Annotated in this window: 20 protein-coding genes; 12 read left to right on the forward strand and 8 right to left on the reverse strand. The window is 70.8% G+C overall.

Going from position 1 to position 17952, the window contains the following annotated elements:
• Positions 1 to 113: 113 nt before the first annotated feature.
• From EAD89_RS19380 to EAD89_RS19390, 3 genes are all read left to right on the forward strand, one after another.
• Positions 114 to 725: a PadR family transcriptional regulator gene (locus EAD89_RS19380; protein WP_121676727.1), complete on the forward strand. Its 612-nt coding sequence runs from the start codon at positions 114 to 116 to the stop codon at positions 723 to 725.
• A gap of 121 nt (positions 726 to 846) precedes the next feature.
• Positions 847 to 1806 (forward strand): ATP-binding cassette domain-containing protein, encoded by a 960-nt coding sequence (locus EAD89_RS19385; protein WP_121676728.1) that lies wholly within the window; start codon positions 847 to 849, stop codon positions 1804 to 1806.
• An 18-nt stretch (positions 1807 to 1824) separates the two neighbouring features.
• Positions 1825 to 2580 carry an ABC transporter permease gene (locus EAD89_RS19390; protein ID WP_121653385.1) on the forward strand — a complete coding sequence of 252 codons (756 nt, stop codon included), beginning with the start codon at positions 1825 to 1827 and terminating at the stop codon, positions 2578 to 2580.
• 97 nt (positions 2581 to 2677) lie between these two features.
• On the opposite strand, the gene EAD89_RS19395 is transcribed toward EAD89_RS19390, so the two are convergent.
• From EAD89_RS19395 to EAD89_RS19405, 3 genes are all read right to left on the reverse strand, one after another.
• Complete coding sequence (locus EAD89_RS19395) at positions 2678 to 3331, reverse strand: O-methyltransferase (RefSeq protein WP_121676729.1); 654 nt, start codon at positions 3329 to 3331, stop codon at positions 2678 to 2680.
• Positions 3328 to 3996, reverse strand: coding sequence for a nucleoside triphosphate pyrophosphatase (locus EAD89_RS19400; protein ID WP_121676730.1), 669 nt, complete (start codon positions 3994 to 3996; stop codon positions 3328 to 3330). The genes EAD89_RS19395 and EAD89_RS19400 overlap by 4 nt, the downstream gene beginning before the upstream one ends.
• 177 nt (positions 3997 to 4173) lie before the next feature.
• Entirely contained in the window at positions 4174 to 5259 is a 1086-nt protein-coding gene (locus EAD89_RS19405; RefSeq protein ID WP_233578833.1) for a S8 family serine peptidase, read from the reverse strand.
• A gap of 1055 nt (positions 5260 to 6314) precedes the next feature.
• Here EAD89_RS19405 and EAD89_RS31365 point away from each other — a divergent pair.
• Positions 6315 to 6599: a hypothetical protein gene (locus tag EAD89_RS31365; protein WP_158610760.1), complete on the forward strand. Its 285-nt coding sequence runs from the start codon at positions 6315 to 6317 to the stop codon at positions 6597 to 6599.
• 74 nt (positions 6600 to 6673) lie between these two features.
• Here EAD89_RS31365 and EAD89_RS19415 read toward each other — a convergent pair whose 3' ends face one another.
• The gene (locus tag EAD89_RS19415; RefSeq protein ID WP_121676732.1) at positions 6674 to 7132 is read right to left on the reverse strand and encodes a hypothetical protein; all 459 of its coding nucleotides are present in this window, start codon (positions 7130 to 7132) and stop codon (positions 6674 to 6676) included.
• An 88-nt stretch (positions 7133 to 7220) separates the two neighbouring features.
• On the reverse strand, positions 7221 to 7433 hold the full coding sequence (locus EAD89_RS19420; RefSeq protein ID WP_121653391.1) for an acyl-CoA carboxylase epsilon subunit: 213 nt from the start codon (positions 7431 to 7433) through the stop codon (positions 7221 to 7223).
• Between the two features lie 90 nt (positions 7434 to 7523).
• Between EAD89_RS19420 and EAD89_RS19425 the strand changes: the two genes are divergently transcribed.
• The gene (locus EAD89_RS19425) at positions 7524 to 9509 is read left to right on the forward strand and encodes a serine/threonine-protein kinase (RefSeq protein ID WP_121676733.1); all 1986 of its coding nucleotides are present in this window, start codon (positions 7524 to 7526) and stop codon (positions 9507 to 9509) included.
• Positions 9510 to 9598: 89 nt separating this feature from the next.
• Positions 9599 to 9832 (forward strand): hypothetical protein, encoded by a 234-nt coding sequence (locus EAD89_RS19430; RefSeq protein WP_121676756.1) that lies wholly within the window; start codon positions 9599 to 9601, stop codon positions 9830 to 9832.
• A gap of 108 nt (positions 9833 to 9940) precedes the next feature.
• On the opposite strand, the gene EAD89_RS19435 is transcribed toward EAD89_RS19430, so the two are convergent.
• Positions 9941 to 10696, reverse strand: coding sequence for a GH25 family lysozyme (locus EAD89_RS19435; protein ID WP_121676734.1), 756 nt, complete (start codon positions 10694 to 10696; stop codon positions 9941 to 9943).
• A gap of 127 nt (positions 10697 to 10823) precedes the next feature.
• Entirely contained in the window at positions 10824 to 11375 is a 552-nt protein-coding gene (locus EAD89_RS19440) for a Uma2 family endonuclease (RefSeq protein ID WP_121676735.1), read from the reverse strand.
• 101 nt (positions 11376 to 11476) lie between these two features.
• On the opposite strand from EAD89_RS19440, the gene EAD89_RS19445 reads away from it, so the two are divergent.
• The 4 genes from EAD89_RS19445 (at position 11477) to EAD89_RS19460 (ending at position 14631) form a co-directional block, all read left to right on the forward strand.
• Positions 11477 to 12217, forward strand: coding sequence for a M50 family metallopeptidase (locus EAD89_RS19445; RefSeq protein ID WP_121676736.1), 741 nt, complete (start codon positions 11477 to 11479; stop codon positions 12215 to 12217).
• Positions 12218 to 12222: 5 nt separating this feature from the next.
• Positions 12223 to 13206 carry a ketopantoate reductase family protein gene (locus EAD89_RS19450; protein WP_121676737.1) on the forward strand — a complete coding sequence of 328 codons (984 nt, stop codon included), beginning with the start codon at positions 12223 to 12225 and terminating at the stop codon, positions 13204 to 13206.
• A 62-nt stretch (positions 13207 to 13268) separates the two neighbouring features.
• A complete protein-coding gene (locus EAD89_RS19455; RefSeq protein WP_121654445.1) occupies positions 13269 to 13769 on the forward strand; it encodes a SigE family RNA polymerase sigma factor in 501 nt (166 codons plus the stop codon).
• Positions 13762 to 14631: a hypothetical protein gene (locus EAD89_RS19460; protein ID WP_121676738.1), complete on the forward strand. Its 870-nt coding sequence runs from the start codon at positions 13762 to 13764 to the stop codon at positions 14629 to 14631. The genes EAD89_RS19455 and EAD89_RS19460 overlap by 8 nt, the downstream gene beginning before the upstream one ends.
• A gap of 37 nt (positions 14632 to 14668) precedes the next feature.
• Here the strand turns inward: EAD89_RS19460 and EAD89_RS19465 are convergent, their stop codons facing one another.
• A complete protein-coding gene (locus tag EAD89_RS19465) occupies positions 14669 to 16252 on the reverse strand; it encodes an acyl-CoA carboxylase subunit beta (protein ID WP_121676739.1) in 1584 nt (527 codons plus the stop codon).
• An 84-nt stretch (positions 16253 to 16336) separates the two neighbouring features.
• Here EAD89_RS19465 and EAD89_RS19470 point away from each other — a divergent pair, with 84 nt between their 5' ends.
• A complete protein-coding gene (locus tag EAD89_RS19470; protein WP_121676740.1) occupies positions 16337 to 17212 on the forward strand; it encodes a biotin--[acetyl-CoA-carboxylase] ligase in 876 nt (291 codons plus the stop codon).
• Between the two features lie 105 nt (positions 17213 to 17317).
• Positions 17318 to 17890, forward strand: coding sequence for a PH domain-containing protein (locus tag EAD89_RS19475; protein WP_121654456.1), 573 nt, complete (start codon positions 17318 to 17320; stop codon positions 17888 to 17890).
• The last annotated feature ends 62 nt before the right edge of the window (positions 17891 to 17952 follow it).

The following is a 17952-nucleotide window of genomic DNA, read 5'->3' on the forward strand; positions in this document are numbered from 1 at the left end:
AGTGTATCGGCCGACCTGGTGACCCTAACGATCGCTCAGTGTGGGATGCCGCACTGTCCCGCCACGGTTTAGTCAAACTTGGCTATTACGCTTGTCGGGTGTCTTCGACTCGGATGATGATCCTCGGCCTGGTGCGGTGGATGCAGCCCGTGCACGGCTACGACGTGCGCCGTGAGCTGCTGAGCTGGGGTGCCGACAAGTGGGCGAACGTGCAGCCCGGCTCGATCTACCACGCCCTGCGCAAGCTCACCGAGGAAGGCCTCATCAGAGCCGTTGCCACCGAGCAGGTCGGCGCCCGTCCGGCGCGTACGACGTACGAGGTGACGCCGGTGGGGGAGGACGAGTTCCAGACGTTGCTGCGCGGCTTCTGGTGGGGCCTGTCCGAGCCGCTGGACCCGTTCTCCGCGGCGTTCGGCTTCCTGCCGGCGCTGCCCCGCTCCGAGGCGGCGGCGGCGCTGCGGAACCGGGCCAACCTGCTGCGCGCCAACGTCGCCTCGATGCGGGCCTCGTTGGAGTCCGACTGGATCCGTAACAGCAAGCCGGTGCACGTCGGTTGGATGTTCGAACTCTGGGTGGCGCGGGCGGAGGCGGAGTTGAGCTGGTGCGAGCAGGTCGCGGACCGGGTCGAGTCCGGTGTGTCGTACCTGCCTGCTGAACTGGAGAACGCCGAGGGCTGGTCGGCCTGGAGGGAGGGTGGAGCGCCACTCGACTCCGACGCGGAATAATCAACGTTGACCAAAAAAGCTATATCGCGTTAGCCTGCTCGCGGCACAGCGGGGAGTGCGCCGTCCGGCGTCGTCCCCCTCGACGGCCGGCTGCCGCCGGCCCGGACGACCAGGAGCAGAGATGATCGAGACCAGGGGGCTGCGGAAGTCGTTCCGCTCCCGCGCGGGTCGAGAGACGAAGACGGTGGACGCCGTGCGGGGCGTCAACCTTGAGGTCGCCGAGGGCGAGATCTTCGGCTTCCTCGGCCCGAACGGCGCCGGTAAGACCACCACGCTGCGGATGCTCGCCACGCTGATCGAGCCGGACGGGGGCGAGGCCACCATCGCCGGCGCCGACCTGCGCAAGGCTCCGGCCGAGGTGCGCCGCCGGATCGGCTACGTCCCGCAGGGCGGCAGCACCTGGGACGAGTCGACCGCCCGCGAGGAACTGGTGCTGCACGCCCGGATGTACGGCATCGGCAAGGCCGACGCGCAGCGGCGCGCCGCCCGCGCGCTGGACGCCTTCCAGCTCACCGAGTACGCCGACCGCAAGTGCAAGACCTACTCCGGCGGCCAGCGCCGACGGGTGGAGATCGCGCTCGGCATCATCCACGAGCCGAGAATCGTCTTCTTGGACGAGCCGACCACCGGCCTCGACCCGCAGAGCCGCGCGCACATGTGGGACGAGATCCGGCGGCTGCGCCGGGACGGGATGACCGTCTTCATCACCACGCACTACCTGGACGAGGCCGACGCGCTCTGCGACCGGATCGCGATCATGGACAACGGCGAGGTGGTGGCGGAGGGCACTCCGGCCGAGCTCAAGCGGGAGATCTCCGGCGACGTCGTGCTGGTCGGCCTCGACCTGGCCGTCACCCCGCAGGCCGCGCAGGCGCTCGACGGCGAGCCGTACGTCAACAAGTTGGAGACCGCCGACGAGGGCGGCCTGCGCCTCTACGTCGACGAGGGCGCCACCGCCATCCCGCAGGTGCTGCGCAGGCTCGACCAGGCCGGGCTGGACCTGCGCTCGATCGAGCTGCACCGGCCCAGCCTGGACGACGTCTTCCTGACCAAGACCGGCCGCTCGCTGCGCGAGTCCTGACCATCCCGGAGACGACTCATGAAATTCGCCCGTGACACGTGGCTGATCTTCCAGCGGCAGACCCAGCTCCTGCTGCGCAACCCGGTCTGGGTCTTCGTCGGCGTGTTCCAGCCGGTGATGTACCTGCTGCTCTTCGCCCCGCTGCTCAAGCCGGCGCTGAACGCGCCCACCCAGGCCGCCGCCTACAAGATCTTCGTACCCGGTCTGCTGGTGCTGCTGGCCATCTTCGGTGGCCTGTTCCAGGGCTTCGGCCTGATCGCCGAGCTCCGCGCGGGGGTCATCGAACGCTCCCGGGTCACCCCGATCAGCCGGCTCGCCCTGCTGCTCGGCCGCTCGCTGCGCGACGTGGTCTCGCTCATCGTGCAGGCGGTCATCATCACCCTGCTGGCGCTCCTGTTCGATCTGCGGGTGTTCATCGGGGACCTGCTGCTCGCGTACCTGATGCTGGCCCTGATCGCGCTGATGACCTCGGCCGTCTCGTACGGCGTCGCGCTCAAGGTCAAGAGTGAGGACGCTCTGGCCCCGCTGATGAACACGGTGGCGCAGCCGGTGCTGCTGCTCTCCGGCATCCTGCTGCCGTTGACCTTCGCACCCGGCTGGTTGCAGGCCATCGCCGACTGGAACCCGTTCTCCTGGGCGGTCGACGGCACTCGGGCGCTGTTCGCCGGTGACCTCGGCAGCGACAAGGTCTGGCAGGGTCTGACCATCACCGCGGTGCTCGCCGCGGCGGGGGTCGTCTGGGCCGCACGCCAGTTCGCCCGCAGCGTCCGCTGAGGCTGGCTGACCGGGTTCCTACTTGATCAACACGAGTTCCTGGAAATCGGGGTGTCCTGTGTAGCGGGACACCCCGATTTCCGTGGTTCAGCGGTTGTCAGCGCACCCGGGCGAGGGTCAGACCGTCGGCGACCGGCAGCATCACCGGGTCCACCCGCACGTCGGCCAGCACCTCGTCGTTGAAGGCGGCGATGGCCCGGTCGCCGGCGTCCTGCGGCGCGATCACCCGCCCGCCGCGCAACACGTTGTCGACGGCGATGACCCCACCGGGACGCATCCGGGGCACCAGCTCCGCCCAGTAGATCGGGTAACCGGTCTTGTCCGCGTCGATGAACGCGAAGTCCAGGTGCCGCTCGTGCGGCAGCTCGCGCAGCCGGTCCCCGGCCGGACCGATCCGCAGGTCGATCCGGTCCTGCACACCCGCGCGGGCCCAGTAGCGCCGGGCGATCCCGGTGAACTCCTCGGAGATGTCGAAGCAGGTCAGCCGCCCGCCCTCGGGCAACCCGCGGGCGATCGCCAGCGACGAGAGCCCGGTGAACGTGCCGACCTCGACGGCCTGCCGCGCGTCGAGCAGCCGGGTGAGGAAGGTCAGGAACGCGGCCTGTTCCGGAGCGACCTGCATCGTGGCGTGCTCCGGCAGCACCGACCGGGTCTCCTCGGCCAGGTCCCGGATGATCTCGTCCGGCGGGGCGCCGTGCGCGACCAGGTAGGCGTGCAGCTCGTCGGTGAGCGGGATCGATTTGGTGGTCATGACCGGACGTTACCGAGCGGCTCGACCGACTGGCCGCCCGGCGCGACCTTCGTCCACAGATCCGTGATCCGCAGGTCCAGCTCGGCGAGGAGGCGGCGCAGCAGCGGCATCGACAGGCCGACCACCGTTCCCGGGTCACCCTCGATCCGCTCCACGAACGGCCCGCCCAACCCGTCGATGGTGAACGCGCCGGCCACCGCCAACGGCTCGCCACTGGCCACGTACGCGGCGATCTCGTCGTCACTGATGTCGGCGAAATGGACGGTGGTCGAGGCGACCGCCTCGGCACGCCGCCCCGCGACAACGTCGATCAGGCAATGCCCACTGTGCAGGACCCCGCTGCGCCCCCGCATCCGCAGCCAACGCCGGGTGGCGTCCGCCGAATCCGCCGGCTTGCCGAGGATCTCCCCGTCGAACCCGAGCACCGAGTCGCAGCCGATCACCAACGTCCGCTGGTCGGTCGCCGGGCTCAGCCGGGTCAGCACGGCCTGTGCCTTGAGCCGAGCCAGCTCCAGGCACAGCTCCTCGGCTCGATCGGTCACCACCAGAGACTCGTCCACCCCGCTGACCAGCACGTCCGGCTCGATGCCGGCGGCCTGGAGTAACTTGCGACGGGCAGGGCTCGCCGAGGCGAGCACGAGACGGAGCGGCAGGGAAGCAGACACCCGACCGACGTTACCGGCTGACCGTTCCCACCACGAACATCCGACCCGCACGCTCCCCGGGCGGCGCCTGGCGCTCAGCGGAGGTTGATCCACTCCACATCACCGACATCGCGCTATCCCACCCCCGCGGACACCCCCACATCGCCAAAACGGAGTCGATCACGGGCCGTCGACCGGTCACCGACTGATGCGGGGCGGCGGATCGTCGCCACGCCGCCTCCGCCGCACCAGCAGCGCCCATCCGACACCGGCAGCCACGATCACCCCGAGCGTGGCCAGGCCGCGTACCGCCGCGCCGCCGTCGTCGCCCGGCCCAGCGCCGGTCGCCGTGGTCGGGCCACCACCGGCCGGCGCGCTCGCCGACCCGAAACCCACCGGGGGTACGTCTGCCGTCAGCGCCGCCACCAGATCGATCACGCCATAGCCGTACTCGTCGTCGCGCCCGGGCGGACCCTTGTCGATGGCCGTGGCCGTCAGGCGGTGCGCGACCTCCTGCGCGGGCAGGTAGGGGTACTTGGACCTGATCAAGGCCGCCGCCCCCGCCACGATCGCCGTCGCGTCGGAGGTGCCGGTGCCTTTGCGGTACTTGCCGTTGATGCTCGTGCTGTAGATGTCGACCGCCGGCGCAACCACGTCAATCTCTGGGCCGGTCACCGAGACAGCAGCATGGTTTCCATTCCGGTCGACGCCGCCCACGGCTATAACCCCGGGGTGCCGAGCGGGGTAACCGACTGTATGTGCCCCGGGCGCGTTACCCGCCCCGGCGACCACGACCACATCAGCCAATAATGCATTCGTGACCGCCTGTTGAAGCCGAGCGCTAGCACCGCCAACGATTGAGACGCTAATGACGTCAGCGCCGTGGCTGACCCCGAACTCGATCGCCGCAGCTAGTGCGTCTGTATCGCCGTCTTGGCCGGGCGGTGAGCAGAAAATTGGCAGGACCTTCGCCTTAGGTGCTATTCCGAGGGCACCTGTGCTCCCCGTGCCATCTGCGGCGATTAAACCTGCCATGGCGGTGCCGTGGCCGTCCCGATCCTCTCGTCCATCGCCGCTGCCTCCAGCTATTACGTCTGTTCCGGCAAGGAGGTTTTTTCGCAAGTCTTGGTGGGGGGCTACGCCACTGTCGGGGACAGCAACGACTACACCATCGCCTTGACTGATTCGTTGTGCATCGGCAACCTTTAGGAAGGGCAGATGCCACTGCTCGTCATGGTCTTGGTGAGCTTGCGCTTGTGTTGCCGGTACGGCTCCTCCTGTGATTACTGCCAGAGTCACCAAAAGGAGAAGCCTGAGACGGAACCTCACCGACGGAAACCGATAGCGGGTCCAGGGTCTATTGGGCCATCGTCATCGGGCGGAAGTACTACGGGGGCTACTCCTTGCTCAGTCTCCCAAGGATGATCTGGGTCCCAGCGGCGGGGCTCGCCGGTGGTATCAAGAGAATCGTCGGGCCGTGTTCGACCCGGGGTGGCGCCCATGCTTTGGCCCGCTCCGAAACCGGGGGCGCCGCCAAGGGGAGGACCGCCGTTTACGCCGCCGAGGCTGCGCCGTGCGCCAGGCCGAGAACCTGCGCCTCCCGTCGGTGCGGTGCCAGCCCCACCGCCTCCGATGACGCCTCCGACGGGGTTGATCCGGCGTGGTGGGATCGAACCTGCACTAGGTTGACCCAGTCCTGAACCTGGTGTCCCCCCAATCAAGCCGCCAGGGGGCATCGATCGGGGCGCCGGGGAGATGCCACCGCCCTTGGCTCCGCCGGGGGCCGATCCTCCCGCTGTACTACGCGGCGCAGGCGTTTGTGGGCGTTGTGGCGCGGGGCTCGTTATTGGCCCCGCGGGTGGCAGTCCGAAGCCAGGCGCTGAATTGACAGGCCCTGGGAGGGGAGCGCGGGACACGTCCTGGATTGGTGCGATCGAACCTGCGATAGCGCTACCGAGTACGGGACCGACCCCGGTCGCAGTCGACAGCCGCTCGGGCTGATGTCCATTTGCGGAAGGTGCGCTGATTGATGCTCTTCCGGTTCCCGACATGGGTACCGGCACGATTGGAGGGATGGTAGGAGCTGCGTCTCCGGTTGTTGTGGCGACTTGTTCATCAACCCTCGGGGCCGGCCTTGGTGGAGGTTGGCGGAGGGTGGCTTGGGCTTGTTGGAGTTCGCCACTGAGGTTGAACATCATGCCCCGCGCCCGCGCGTTCAGCCCCTCCAGTTCCGCATCCGTGACCGGTGACTGCGTGACCCGGCTGCCCATGACCGCTTTCGGGTCGGCCGCCGTCGCCTCGTACGCCTGCTTCTGTTGGAGCTTGGTCGCGTACTCCTCATGGACCTTGCGAAGCTCGGCGCGGGTGGTGCCGATGGCCTGGGTGGCGGCGGAGAGCGCGGTGTAGTTGGCGGCGGCGGCGTCGTGGGTGTGCCGCACCTTGTCGATCAGCTCGTCGAGTTGGGCGAGGTAGGTGCGGGACGCGGCGCTGGTCTCGGGCGGCCACGCCTCGGCGAGGCCGCGCCGGTACTCGTGGAGCCGGCCGAGGTGGATCTGGGCCAGGTCGCAGACCTTGCGCCAGCCGGCGACCTGCTTCCAGTGGTTGGCGGTGTCGTGGTCCTGTAGGCACGCCCACATGCTGTTGACGTCCATCAGTTGCCAGTCGGTGACGCCGGAGGTGCGGCCGCTGCCCCGTTCGATCACGGCAGCACCACCGGCCGGTCGCCGTCGGGGCCGGTCGGGTCGGGCAGCATCGGCGTCGGGCCTCCGGGCAGGACGGTCCCCGGGTCGGCGAGCGCCCGTTGCACGTCCACCACGCGGGCGGCCGAGAAGGCGTCGGCGTCGGAGTACTGGGTGGCGACGCGGTCGGCGACGGCGGCCAGGTGGCCGGTGGCGCCTCGGACGGCGTACACCATGTCGGCGGTGGCCTGCTGCGTCTCGTGGTGGGCGTGCAGGAAGGTGACCAGCTCGATGAAGGCGTCGCACGGGTTGGGCAGTTGGGCGGACATGTCGTCGGCGATGTACGACAGGTGTGGCGCGTAGTTGCGTTCGACCTCTGCGGCGAGCCGGTCGGCGAACTCCCGGAGCTGGCGGATGTCGGCCTCGATGCCGCCGTAGTTGCGCAGCCAGGGGGTTGGCCGGTCCTCTTCGGGGATCATCGATCCTCCCTACCCGTCACGGCACCGTTTCCCTGAGTGAGGTTAACGGCTGGGAGCGACGCTGGCAGCCCCCGCGCGGCGGTTCGGGTCAGCGGGGCAGACCGGCGGAGCGCCATCCGCCCGGGCCGGCCGTGAGCGTCGTGCCGGCCGGTCGAGCGCTGCGCGCCCAGGCGGACGCGGCCGCCGGCGCGGGGGCGGCGGCCGGACGGGACCGGAGGACGATCGCCCCCACCAGGGCGGCCAGTTCCTCGGCGGTGGGCACGCCGCGGACGACCCGGAACAGCGGCTCTTCGGCAGACATGACGCCAGGGTACGCGCCGCGAAGTTACCGGGAACGCAGAGTGGCGTGCCGGCGGTGTGACGATCAGCGGGTCCGGGTACCGTCTCACCGATGTCGAACGCGCTTCCCCAACTCGTCGCTGACCGATACCGGCTTCTGTCGCCGCTCGGCCAGGGCGGCATGGGTCGGGTGTGGAAGGCGCGCGACGAGGTGCTGCACCGGGACGTCGCCATCAAGGAGTTGGTGCCGCCGCCCGGCCTCACCGACGAGGAGCGCCGCGAGATGCGGGAGCGCTCGCTGCGCGAGGCGCGGGCCATCGCCCGGCTCAACCACGTCAATGTGGTCCGCATCTTCGATGTTCTCCGCACCGATGGCGATCCGTGGATCGTCATGGAGTACGTGGCGTCGAAGTCGTTGCAGGACACCCTCGCCGAGGACGGACCGGTGACGCCGGCCCGCGCGGTGGAGATCGGCCTGGGCGTGCTGGGCGCCCTCAACGCGGCGCACAAGGCGGGCGTCATGCACCGCGACGTCAAGCCCGGCAACGTGCTGCTCGGTGACGACGGTCGGGTTGTGCTGACCGATTTTGGTCTCGCGACCATCCCGGGTGACCCGAACGTCACCCGCACCGGCATGGTCCTGGGTTCGCCCGCGTACATCTCTCCGGAGCGTGCCCGGGAGGGCACCGCCGGGCCGGAGGCCGACCTGTGGTCGTTGGGCGCGACGCTCTACGCGGCGGTGGAGGGCAAGTCGCCGTACGCGCGGCCGTCGGCGATCGCCACGCTGGCCGCGCTGGCCACCGAGCCGATGCCGCCGCCGAAGAACGCCGGTCCACTCAAGCCGGTGCTCAACGGCCTGCTGCGCAAGGACCCGAACGAGCGGATCAACGCCGAGGTGGCGGAGCGGCTGCTGCGGCGCGCCGGGGGCAAGCGGGCGCGCAGCATCTCGCTGCTGGATGGCGTACGCCGGCCTGGGCCGAACGGCCCGCGCGAGCCGCGCCCGCCGCTCGTGCCGGCGCCGCGACCCGCCGAGGAGCGCGCCGACCGCCCGGTGTCGCCGCCGGCTCCGCGGACCCCGCCGGTCGCCGCGGCCGAGACCTCCACGAGTGACGCCACGCCGACGGCCGTCGTGCCCTCCGGGCCGGACGCCGACCCGACCGCGCTGGTGCCGGCGCCGGCCGAGCCGACCGCCGCCATCGACCGTCCGGACACCGCCGACGCCGAGCCCACGGCGGGCGTCGCGGCAGCGTCCGGCGCAGCATCCGACGGTACGACGGACACCGACGACGAGCCGACCGAGGTCGACGGTCCGCCGGTGGCCCCGGAACAGCGCAAGCCGCCGACGCCAACGTCGGTCATGCCCCCGGTCGGCCCGGCCGGGCGCGCGGCGGTGCCGCTGTCGGAGGGTACGAAGCCGAACAACACCCGACGCAACCTGCTGATCGGGGCCCTGGTGGCCCTGCTGCTGATCGGCCTCGTGGTGATCGTGCCGAAGCTCGGCGGTGGCAACGACGAGGACACCCCGCAGGCCGAGCCGACCGGGGCTGCTGGGGCGTCGGCGCCGGCGCAGACCACGGCTCCGGCGGCGCCTCCGCCCACCAGCAGCGCTCCGAGTCCCACGCCGTCGGCAACTCCCTCGGTCGACCCGAACGCGTTGCCGCCGGGCTGGAAGCTGTACGAGGGGTCGACCTTCTCCATCCCGCTCCCGCCGGGCTGGAGCGGCGGGCAGACCAACTCGGACACGGCCATCTTCCGGCAGAACAACGGAGTGGGCGAGATGTTGGTCCAGTGGACCCCCAGCCCGAAGAAGGACGCTGTGGCCGACTGGAAGAGCATCGAGAGCGACCGCAAGAATCTGGTCAACAACTACCAGTTGGTGGGCGCCATCAGGAGCTGCAACTGGTACCGGACCTGCGCCGACTGGGAGTGGTTGGAGACTCGGGACAACACCCGCATCCACGTGCGCAACCGGGGCTTCGCGACCGCCAGCAACCGGGGCTACGCCATCCGCTGGGAGGTGGCGGAGAAGGACTGGCAGGCCAACCTCGCCAACTTCGACCAGATCGTCAAGGGATTCAAGCCCGACCGGGTGAACTGATCCACGGGATTCGCACCGGTACGAAACTGATTCGCATGACCTTCCGTCGTCCGGGGTATCTGACCTTCGACGACGGAAGGAGGTACGACATGAGTTACCGACGGAGGGACGCCCGGCCCCGGCTGGCACTGTGGATGCTCGTCGCGCTCGGCGATGCGGTCCTGCTGCTGGTCAGCGTGGGAGTCTGGGCGCTCATCGCGCTGCTCAGCGTCGTGGCCATTGCCGTCTGCGGGGTTGCTGCCTGGCGGCTGACCCGGCGGAGTGATCTGGTCCGTGAGGACGCTCCGGTCGTGGTGCCGGCGATGAGCCGACGGCGGGCCTGACCCGTACCGGTGACGTGGCGGCAGCCGGACCGATTGTCGACCGTGAGGTGACAGCCGATCCCGCTGCCGCCAACCAGCCTCCCCAGGCGGATCAGGCGGAACGGCCCGTCAGGGCGTGTTGTTGGCCAGTGCGATCAGCCGCGACCGGTCGCCGTTCCAGTAGTTGCGGTCCACGTTGCCGCTGATCCCGGAGACGGCACCGGTGCTGGTGTACTGCCAGAAGCTCCACACCGGCGCGCCGGCCGGCAGGGCACCGGGCGTGCTCGCCCAGCGGGCCAGCCAGAGCGGGTGGTTCGCCCACGGGCCGGTCCAGCTGCCGGTGCACTGGTTCCAGAAGCTGGTCGTGGTGTAGATGACCGCGTAGCGGCCGGTGCGGGAGCGGTAGGTGTTCAGGAAGTCCTGGACCCAGTTGCGCATCCCGGTGGTGCTGAGGCCGTAGCAGTAGCCGCCGGCGTACGGGTTGGCCTCCAGGTCGAGCGCTGCGGGGAGGGTCCGGCTGTCCGCCGACCAGGCGCCGCCGTTGGAGGCCAGGTAGTTGGCCTGGGTCGAGCCGGCGGAGATGTTCGGCCGGGCGAAGTGGTACGCCCCGCGGATCACCCCGGCGTTGTACGCGTTGACGTAGTTCGCGTTGAAGTTCGGGTCCTTGTAGCTGGTGCCCTCGGTGGCCTTGATGAAGGCGAACTGGATGCCGGCGTTGCGCACGCTGGTCCAGTTGATGGTGCCCTGGTAGCGGGACACGTCCACACCGGGCGTGGTGGCGGCGGCCGCCGGACCGGCGGTCGCGACCAGGGTCGCCGCCGCGGTGGCGAGGAGGGTGAGGCCGGCCGCGAGCACGCGGCGCAGCGGTGATCTGGTACGGGCCATGGCTGCCTCCAAGGACGTCGGTCTATTGACGCCCATCTTTGGAGGTAAGTGCCCTAGATCGCAAGAGTTGCTGAAGAAACTTTCATCGACGGGGGTCTGTGGGTGCTGAACGTCGCGATGGGATGGCTCAGCGTAGGGCGGCGGGGTCGAGCTGCCAGCGGAACGGCTCCACGATGGTCAGCACCTCGCCGGGCTTGGCCACCTGGTCCTCGACGTAGTGCTCGCCGTCCAGCCGGTACAGCCGCAGCGAGTGACCGTCACCGTCCTGCTCGACCAGCAGATACCAGGGGATCCGCGCGATGGCGTAGAGCTGCATCTTGACCAGCCGATCGGCGGCGGCATCACCCGGTGAGACGACCTCGCAGACCAAGAGGACCTCGGGCGCCTCCACGACCGTGCCCTCGTCGTCGGTGTCCGCCACGACCACGTCGGGGATGACGATCCGGTCGACCCCGAGCCGTACGTTGACCGCCTCGAAAACGAGGAGACTGTGCGGCCGCGCCGCTGGGCGCAGGCTGTCGACGAGGTTCCACGACACCAACTGATGCCGCTTGCTCGGGGCAGGGCTCACGATCAGGCTCCCGTCGAGCAGCTCGATCCGGTCCGGGGTCTCGCTCAGGGCGAGGTAGTCGGCCTCGGTCCAGAGCCCGACGTGGTGTCCCAGCGGTTCCGCACTCACCGGCGGCCACCTCCCGCTCCGCTCGCCACCCGATCAGTCTCACACGATACGAGCCGGTGGCCCGGGACCGACACTGAACGCCGCCGGTAGGCTCGCGCCCCATGATGTCGATCGACGGGCTGGGCGACCTGTGGGACACGCTGTTCGGCGCGCAGCCGGACCCGCCCCCGCTGCTGGTGCTGCTGACCGCGGCCGTCGCGCTGGTGGTGGTCAGCACCCGGCTGCCGTGGCGGATCGCCCGTAACGCCATCACCATTGCGCACGAGGGCGGGCACGCCCTGGTCGCCCTGCTCACCGGCCGCAAGCTGCGCGGGATCCGGTTGCACTCGGACACCTCCGGCCTGACCCTCTCGGCCGGCCGGCCCAGTGGGCCGGGCATGATCCTCACCCTGCTCGCCGGCTACGTCGCCCCGCCGCTGGTCGGGTTGGCCGGCGCCTGGCTGCTCGGCGGCAACCGGATCACCCTGCTGCTCTGGGTCGCGGTGGCGCTGCTCCTCGCCATGCTGATCATGATCCGCAACGCTTTCGGCGTGGTGTCGCTGCTGGTCACCGGCGCCGTGGTACTCGCCGTCTCCTGGTACGCCACCCCGCAGGTGCAGGCCGCGTTCGCGTACACCGGGGTGTGGTTCCTGCTGCTCGGCGGAGTGCGGCCGGTGGTCGAGCTGCAACAGCTGCGCTCACGCGGCCGGATGCCGGCCTCCGACGCCGACCAGCTCGCCGGGCTGACCCCGTTCCCGGCGTTCTTCTGGGTGCTCCTCTTCGCCCTGGTCAACCTGGCCGCTCTGGTCGCGGGCGCCCTGCTCCTGGCAGGCCCGTTCCTCACCAGCCTGGGAGCAGAATGAGTGCCATGCGATACGTGATCATCGGGGCGGGCGCGGTTGGCGGGACCATCGGTGTACGGCTGGCGGAGGCCGGCCGGGACGTGACCCTGGTGGCCCGGGGCGCGCACCTGGACGCGATCCGCGAGCGGGGTCTGACCCTGCGCCAGCCCGACGGCGAGGTCACCGCCCGGCTCGCCGCCGTGGACGGCCCCGGTGACCGCCCGCTGCCGGCCGACACGGTGCTGATCCTCACCGTGAAGTCGCAGGACACCTCGGGTGCGCTGGCCGCCTGGGTGGACGCGCCGGTGGCCGGTGGTGGTACGGCGGGCGAGCGGCTGCCGCTGGTCACCGCGCAGAACGGGGTGGCCAACGAGCGGGCCGCGCTGCGGCTCTTCGCCGACGTGCATCCGGTGTGCGTCTGGCTGCCGGCCACCCACCTCGACCCGGGCGTGGTGGTGGCCAACGGCTACCCGCACCCGGGAATGCTGCACGTCGGGCGGTACCCGGCGGACGTGGACGACACCGACCGGGCGATCGCCGCCGACCTGACCGCCGCCGGCTTCGTCGCACCGGTCCGGCAGGACGTGATGCGCTGGAAGTACGGCAAGCTGCTCGCCAACCTCGGCAACGGCCTCCAGGCGCTGCTCGGTCGGGACATCCCGGACGCGCTGGCCGAGCGGGTACGCGCCGAGGGCGTCGCCGCGCTCACCGCCGCCCGCATCGCGCACACCTCGCCGGACGAGGAGCGGGCCGAACGCGGCGACCGGGTTCAGCAGCGCGCGGTCGCGGGTGCGGACCGTTCCGGCGGCTCCACCTGGCAGAGCCTGGCCCGGGGCACCGGCTCGACCGAGGTCGACCACCTCAACGGTGAGATCGCGCTGTTGGGCCGGCTGCACGGCGTACCGACGCCGGCCAACGTGGCCGTGCAGCGCGCGGTACGCCGGGCGGTCCGCGAACGGATCGGGGCGGGCGCCTTCCCGCTCGCCGAGCTGGAGAAGATGATCGCCTGAGCGGGGCAACCGACCGCCCTGCCCGGCGCGTGTTCCCTGCGACCGACACGGGGAGGTAGCGGGTGCCGGACGTCGACGGGTTCGACGAGTTCTACCGTGGGAGCCGGCAACGGCTGCTCGGTTTCGTCTACGCGCTCACCGGTGATCGGATCGAGGCGCAGGACGCCGTGCAGGAGGCGTACATCCGGGCGTGGCAGCGCTGGTCGACGGTCAGCCGGTACGACGACCCGGAGGCGTGGGTGCGGGTCGTGGCCAGCCGGATCGCGGTCAGCCGGTGGCGCAGCCTGCGCAGTCGTGCCCGCGCGTACCTGCGGCACGGGGCCACCGAGACCGTCCCCGGCCCGGGCACCGACACCGTCGAAGTGGTCGCCGCGCTGCGCCGGCTGCCCGAGGAGCAGCGCACGGCCATCGCCCTGTACTACCTGATGGGCATGCCGGTCGCCGAGGTGGCACGGGAGACCGAGGCCCCGGTGGGCACGGTCAAGGCCCGACTCTCCCGGGGGCGTGCCGCGCTCGCCGGGCTGCTCGCCGTCTCTGATCTGGAGGAGGCTACCGATGCGTGACGACCTGGCATTCGTCGAACGGATCCACCGGGACCTGGGAGACGTGCGATGGCCCGAGCCGCAGGAGATCCGGGCCCGGGCCCGGCGGCGCAGTCGGCGGACCGGGGCACTCGCGGCGACGGCCGTGCTGGTGATCACGGGGGCATCGGCCGTCGCCGTGGTCGGCAACGGTCGTGGACCGACGCCACCCCCGGTGGCCGCCTCGGCGAGCCCGACCGCACCGGTCCGGGGCGAGATCGCCGTCGACTCGCTGCTGCAAGCGTCCGACCTGGCTCAGCCGGCGCAGGTGCGGCTCAGCCAGTCGGGGTTGGGGGAGATGGTCGTCGTCGAGGACATGCTGGGTTACTGCCGCAAGGAGCAGGGATTGGCCCCTGCCTGGCAGACGTCCCGCTGGTCGCGGGGGCTGACCATGCTCCGGAAGCCCGCGGCGGCCGCCGACGCCGGCCCCGATGACTTCCTGCTCAGTCAGGATCTGTACCGGGTGACGCCGGAGGTGGCCGGGTCGTTCTTCGGCGACCTCGACAGGCTGGTGGCTCCCTGCGCCGAGTGGCACCGGTCCGGGGCGTACGAGGTCGCGGGACGCAAGGGAACCGGGGTGGTGACAGACCAGTGGGCGGTGGTCCAGCGGGACTTCGCCGGCGACGGGTCCGCCATGCTGCGCCACACCGTGTCGCAGCCCCGTGACCAGAAGACCGGCAGCGCCATCGGTGGCGAGTCCCCGCCGACCAGCACGGCGGTGGTGCGGGTGGGTGACCTGATCACCGTGCTCACTCTGGGAGAGGACGGCCCCGAGCCGGAGCTGCGCCGCCTGGCCGTGGTGGCGGCGCGCCGGATGTGCCTCGCCGCCAACCCGTCCTGCTGACCGGAACGGGTTGGCGGATCAGGGGACCACGACCGCGTCAGAGCGGGATGTTGCCGTGCTTCTTCGGCGGAAGGGTCTCGCGCTTCGTGCGCAGGACGCGTAGCGCGCGGACGATCTGGGTCCGGGTCTCGTGCGGCGGGATGACCGAGTCGATGTATCCGCGCTCGGCGGCCACGTACGGGTTGGCCAGGGTGTCCTCGTACTCGGCGATCTTCTCGGCCCGAACCGCAGCCGGGTCCTCGGCGCCGGCCAGCTCCGAGCGGTAGAGGATGTTCACCGCGCCCTGCGCGCCCATCACCGCGATCTGCGCGGTCGGCCAGGCGAAGTTCAGGTCCGCGCCGAGATGCTTGGAGCCCATCACGTCGTACGCCCCGCCGTACGCCTTGCGGGTGATCACGGTGACCTTGGGGACGGTCGCCTCGGCGTACGCGTAGATGAGCTTGGCGCCCCGGCGGATGATGCCGTCCCACTCCTGGCCCGTGCCGGGGAGGAAGCCGGGCACGTCCACGAAGGTCAGCACCGGAATGTTGAACGCGTCGCAGGTGCGGACGAACCGGGCGGCCTTCTCGGAGGCGGCGATGTCCAGGGTGCCGGCGAAGTGCATCGGCTGGTTGGCCACCACGCCGACCGGGCGCCCCTCGACGCGGCCGTAGCCGACCACGATGTTCTGCGCGTAGAGCGGCTGGACCTCCAGGAACTCCCCGTCGTCGAGGACGTGCTCGATCACCCGGTGGATGTCGTACGGCTGGTTGGCCGAGTCCGGGATCAGCGTGTCCAGTTCGCGGTCCTCGTCGCTGATCGCCAGCTCGGCGGGAGCGTCGAGGACCACCGGCTCGTCGAGGTTGTTCGACGGCAGGTACGACAGCAGCGCCTTGACGTAGTCGACCGCGTCCTCCTCGTCGGTGGCGAGGTAGTGCGCGTTGCCGCTGCGCGAGTTGTGCGTACGCGCCCCGCCCAACTCCTCCATGCCGACGTCCTCGCCGGTCACCGTCTTGATCACGTCGGGGCCGGTGATGAACATGTGCGAGGTCTGGTCGACCATCACGGTGAAGTCGGTGACCGCCGGGGAGTAGACCGCGCCGCCGGCGCAGGGGCCCATGACCAGCGAGATCTGCGGGATGACGCCGGAGGCCCGCACGTTGCGGAAGAAGATCTCGCCGTAGAGGCCGAGCGAGACCACACCCTCCTGGATACGCGCCCCGCCGGAGTCGTTGATGCCGACCACCGGGCAGCCGATCTTCATGGCCAGGTCCATCACCTTGACGATCTTCTCGCCGAAGACCTCGCCGAGGGAGCCACCGAACACCGTGAAGTCCTGGGCGAAGACGCAGACCTGCCGGCCGTCCACCGTGCCGTAGCCGGTGACCACACCGTCGCCGTACGGCCGGTTCTTCTCCAGCCCGAAGGCTGTGGACCGGTGCCGGGCCAGCTCGTCGAGCTCGACGAAGGAGCCCTCGTCGAGCAGCATCTCGATCCGCTCGCGGGCGGTCTTCTTGCCCCGGGCGTGCTGCTTCTCGACCGCGCGCGCCGATCCGGCGTGCACCGCCTCGTCGACCCGGCGCTCCAGGTCCGCCAGCTTGCCCGCGGTGCTGTGGATGTTGGTCCCGGTCTCGGTAGTCACCCAGGGAATATAACGATGGTTCAGGCCGGCGCCGCTGTGCAGTACGCCTCAGTGCTCCTGCGACCACCGCCGTAGGCTGACGGGATGCCGGGTTCCCCGTACACCGATCTGGACCGCCCGCCGCTCTCGGCGGCCCGGCTGGGGCGCGCGTTGGTCGCGCCGCACGGCCCGTGGTCCCGGCTGGAGCTGCGGGCAGAGACCGGCTCCACCAACGCCGACGTTGCCGAGGCGGCCCGGGCCGGTGAGCCGGAGGGTCTGGTCGTGGTCGCCGAGCGGCAGACCGCCGGTCGCGGCCGGCGCGGTCGCGTCTGGCAGTCGCCGGCACGGGCCGGGATCACCACCAGCGTGCTGCTGCGGCCCGGCGAGGCCGTGCCGGACCGCGGTTGGCCGGCGGCGCCGCCCACCGGGTACGGCTGGCTGCCGCTGCTGGCCGGCGTCGCGCTGGTCGAGGCGGTGGCCCGGCTGGCGGAGCTGGAGGCCACCCTGAAGTGGCCCAACGACCTGTTGATCGGCGACGCGAAGTGCGCCGGCGTGCTGGCCGAGGGAGTGCCCGGGCGCTCGCCGGACCACCCGCCGGCGATCGTCCTGGGTATCGGGCTCAACGTGACGCTGCGCGCCGACGAGCTGCCGGTGAACCCGACCGGGCTGCCGGCGACCTCGCTGCAACTGGCCGGCGCGGCGGCCACCGACCGGGATCCGCTGCTGCGGGCGTTGCTGCGCGCGCTCGCCGACTGGTACGACCGCTGGCGCTCCGCCGGCGGGGACGCGGTGGCCAGCGGCCTCCGCGACGCCTACCTGGCGGCCTGTTCCACCGTCGGCCGTGAGGTGCGGGTCCTGCTGCCCGGCGGCGACGACCTGACCGGCACCGCCACCGGCGTGGACCCGGACGGTCAGCTCCTGGTCACCACCCCCACCGGCGACCGTGTCCTGGCCGCCGGCGACGTCCTTCACCTCCGGTGAAAGAAACGGTCCCCGGCTGACACAACCCACTCCGCGCGGCTGATCCGCCGGGGCTGTTGGACCGGTTACGGTCTGCGCGTCGGAAAAATGGCGATGGAGGTTCCCGTGGCGTTCCCCGAAGACGTGCTCACCGAGGACGAGCACGTCGTGCTGCACCTGCACCCGCACTGGAAGGCGTTGATCCGGCCGATCGCGGTGCTGGTGCTGGCCGTCGCGGCGGTGGTCGCCGGCGTGCTCCTGCTCCCGGCGGGCGGCGGTGGCTCCATCGCGCTGGCCGTGATCGGAGTGGTCGCCCTGGTCGCCGTGCTCTGGCTCGGGCTGTGGCCGTTCCTGGTCTGGCGCACCACGCACTACCTGTTCACCAACGAGCGGGTGCTGCTCCAGCAGGGTGTCTTCTCGCGGGACCGCCGGGACCTTCCGCTCACCCGGATCAACGACCACTCCATGAACCAGCGTTTCATCGAGCGGCTGCTGGGCTGCGGCACGCTGACCATCGAGTCCGCCGGAGAACGCGGCCAGTCGGTGCTCGCCGACGTCCCGGGGGTCGGCCAGGTGCAGACCACCCTGTACGAGCTGGTCGAGGCTCAGCACGACAAGCACTCGCTGGGCGACGGGGAGATGCGTGACATCCTCGCCGACATGCGCGAGGGCAAGCCGCTGCGGGACACCACGACCTGATCCGGACTTTCGCGACCGCCCCGGCCACCGCGCCGGGGCGGGTCAGGCGGGTGGTGCGGCCC

It is taken from the genome of Micromonospora sp. BL4, assembly GCF_003667505.1.
Classification (GTDB): domain Bacteria; phylum Actinomycetota; class Actinomycetes; order Mycobacteriales; family Micromonosporaceae; genus Micromonospora.